At 65.3% G+C, this 3,016-nt stretch carries 3 protein-coding genes; all 3 read right to left on the bottom strand.

Translation table 11 applies throughout. The annotated features are described in order from the left end of the window. Nucleotides 1-148 precede the first annotated feature (148 nt). On the bottom strand, nt 149-1,285 hold the full coding sequence (locus tag WA070_RS01605) for a relaxase/mobilization nuclease domain-containing protein (protein ID WP_422632481.1): 1,137 nt from the start codon (nt 1,283-1,285) through the stop codon (nt 149-151). After that, on the bottom strand, nt 1,278-1,814 hold the full coding sequence (locus WA070_RS01600; RefSeq protein ID WP_422632480.1) for a hypothetical protein: 537 nt from the start codon (nt 1,812-1,814) through the stop codon (nt 1,278-1,280). The genes WA070_RS01605 and WA070_RS01600 overlap by 8 nt, the downstream gene beginning before the upstream one ends. Nucleotides 1,815-2,118: 304 nt before the next feature. Then, nucleotides 2,119-3,016: ParB/RepB/Spo0J family partition protein (locus WA070_RS01595; protein WP_422632479.1), on the bottom strand; the 898-nt coding region annotated here is incomplete at its 5' end.

Genomic DNA, 3,016 nt, shown 5'->3' with positions numbered 1-3,016 from the left:
AAATGGGCAGAGATGGCGATAGCATCGATCACGAAAATGGCACCGAGATCATCGGTGCCATTTGCCATTTCCTGCTTTGTTTTCCGAACTGATCATTCAGAATGCGGACCACGCCGGAACGTCGCTGACTCAAATTTCAAGTCTTCTTCTAACGATCGCGGTCCCGAGGCTTTCGTTCGATCGGGATCGGCGATTGGCCTTCAGCAATATCGCCATGAGTGTCGCGCGATCGACTGCCGGCCGACCCTTCTGCCCGATCGGCAATCATGATCTCCCGCGCCCGCGCCAATCGCCGCGACACCGCCGCCGGCATATCGGCCACGAACCCTGCGATCTCCTCGGCCAGCGCACGATCCTCGTGTTTCCCGGTCGCCGCCAGCGCGGCTGCGGCATCTGCGTAAGCCCCCCGGATCTGCTTCTGTCGGCCGAGCGCCAGCACATCCTCCGCCCGGCGCTCCGGGTTCTGTGACCGTGCGAACGCCTGCGCGCGCTCTTCGATCAGCCGGTTGAGATCCAACTCCCTGCCCTGCCCCGCTGTCCGCGCCTCCAGATGGTGCGCCGGCGACCGCACCCGCTTCTGGACATGGCCGCGCGCGCGCCGCGGCGTCGCTTCGGCGGCGATGCCGCGCTGGCGCAATTCATGGGCGAAGCTCTCGCGCCAATGATGAAGGTCGGCCTTACGCGGATTGAACCGCGTCCCGTCCGCACCCTGCGCCGCGACGGTCAAATGGACATGGGGGTGGGCGGTGTCGGTGTGCAGAGCCACCATATAGCTGAACTGCCCCTCGAACTCGACGCGCGCGAACGCCTGAACGGCATCATGGATCGTCGCGGCATCGGTCGTGCCACCGGGCATCGACAAGACCATCGACATCGAGGTCGGACGGTCCTTGCCATAAGGGTTCATGGCCTGGTCGAGCATGTCCCAGTCGGCGGCGATCGCCTTCAGGCGCTTCTCGTCGGTGATGATCTCCCCTTCGCTGCTGCGCACCTCTAACTTTCCGTGACGCGAGATATAGCCAAAATGCTCGCCCAAGTGGCCTGCCCCGCGCTGCTTTCCAGAGATCTTGACCATGACCTCGGGGGCCTTGCGGACAATCCGCTCGAGCTTGGCGCGCGCCTCTGCAGGCGACAGCGTCGGCGCAGCATTGCTCCCGCCACTTCCCTTCCCGCCCGAGCGGATCCGCAGTGTCCCTCCGCGCAGGCTGCGCTTGCCCCCAGTCGGCGGTCGCCAGGCTTCCATCAGACTGGGGAGCGGCAGGACGCCGTCGTCATCCTCATTCATCGGCCGTATCCCAGTAGGCCATGTCACCCTTGAGCGCCCGGCCGAGCAAGCGCAGCTGATCGGCCACCTCATCCCGGAAGGACGCGACCCGCGCGGCCTCGCGCGCCAAGTCGAGACGGGAATCAACCATGGTCGCGGCATGAAGCGCATGGACCGCCTGGTTGAGATTGATGCCGATCCGGTTGAGTTCGCGCCAGGACTGCGCGATCAGCACCCGGTCGCCACGCGACGGCGGCGAAGTCGCGTGCAACCGTCGGCGCAACAGCATCACCAGCCACTCGGTCCTTTTAAGGCCGCGCGCATTGGCCGCCGCATCGAGCTGGACGATATCTTCGCGCATGAGCCGAAGCTGCAGCCGGTCAGTCGTGCGGGTCCGAGGCAGAGCCGTCGCGCTCGACGCCTCCCCGGCATCCTCAAGCGCACCGTCGATCAGCTTGCGCAGGAGCGCTGAGCGACCGCCGGCGGCAGTCGCCTTAGCATCGAAGCGCGCCGCGAGATCATCGGGCAGACGGAGGCCGAAAAACGCCACACCCCATTGCTATTGTTTAACAATGACGGCGCCAAGCCTATCCGGCCCTCACCTAAAACCACTCGTCTTATAGTCTGCTCAAACAGACTCCGCCCTTCTTCAAGCGACGTATCCAACCCGACCTGGCATCGGCGGAAAAAGAGAATATCTCCGAGCGAACCAATCCCCTCCGCCCGTGAAAATGAAGACAGCCGCACCCCTGAAGAAAGGGGCACGGCTGTCAAAATTGTCTGAAAAACTCGATCGTTTCGACGCGGAGTGAGGGGGTGAATGGGTGAGCGCCCCGCCCTGCCCCGCCGATGGTTTAATCCATGGCGATCTCGGCAACGGGCGCTTCGACCTCCTCGCCGTCGTCGAAAAGCACCCGAACGCGCTCCGGCAGGATCAAACGTCCTGTCCGCCCGCCCACGGTCACCCGAACCGTATCGAGCGGGCGAGGCTGTGGCGGCACCTCCGTTTCGAACATCGACCGTAAACCGGCACCGGCACGAACCGGCCGGCTCGGCGCAGCCCGCTCGGTGCCCTGCCCGTTCGGTAGCGCGGCGACTTCATGCCGACCGGCGTCGGGCAGAGCCTCGGATGCCTTGAGCCCCGCGATGAATCGGCCGCCCTCGGCGAGGGTGACGCTCTCATCGCCGAGTCCCGCGACATAGGCGCGCACCGCGTCGCCATGGATGCGGGCAGCCCGGTGCAGGTCGTAGAGCAACCGGATCGGCATCTGGTCGATCGCGGCTCGCAACCAGGGCGCCATGTCGGCACAGGCGGCATAGAGCGATACGAACTGCTTCGATCGGCCGAGCGCGCGGGCGATCTCCGCCTGGGTGACGCCGGCGCCCAACATGCGTTCGATCCCGGTCGCCAGATCATGGGGGGTCAGGCCTGCGCGCTGATCATTCTCAACGATCTGATCGGCGAGCGTGTCGGCGCGGTTCACCACCGCCATCACGATCGCCGGGATGGTCTCGCGTCCGGCAAGGCGCGATGCCCGAAAGCGCCGCTCGCCAACGCGGATGACGTGAAGGCCGTCGCCATTTTTCGGGGCGACGATGATCGGCTGCAGGACGCCGCGCGCGGCGATCGAGGCAGCAAGATCCTTGAGCTCCGTCTCGTCGAACACGCGCCGCGGATTTTCCGGATCGGCCATGATCCAGTCGAGCGGCAGATCCTCGACGCGTCGCGCGCTATCGTGGAGACCGACAAGC

The organism is Sphingobium sp., assembly GCF_049304695.1.
GTDB lineage: Bacteria > Pseudomonadota > Alphaproteobacteria > Sphingomonadales > Sphingomonadaceae > Sphingobium.
Note: the sequence above shows the minus strand (reverse complement) of the source record. Positions and strands in the feature narration are given on the sequence as shown.

Bases quoted from the DNA above. Each gene is read 5' to 3' on its own strand.
- WA070_RS01605 (WP_422632481.1), bottom strand. From the start codon at position 1,285: ATGAATGAGGATGACGACGGCGTCCTGCCGCTCCCCAGTCTGATGGAA.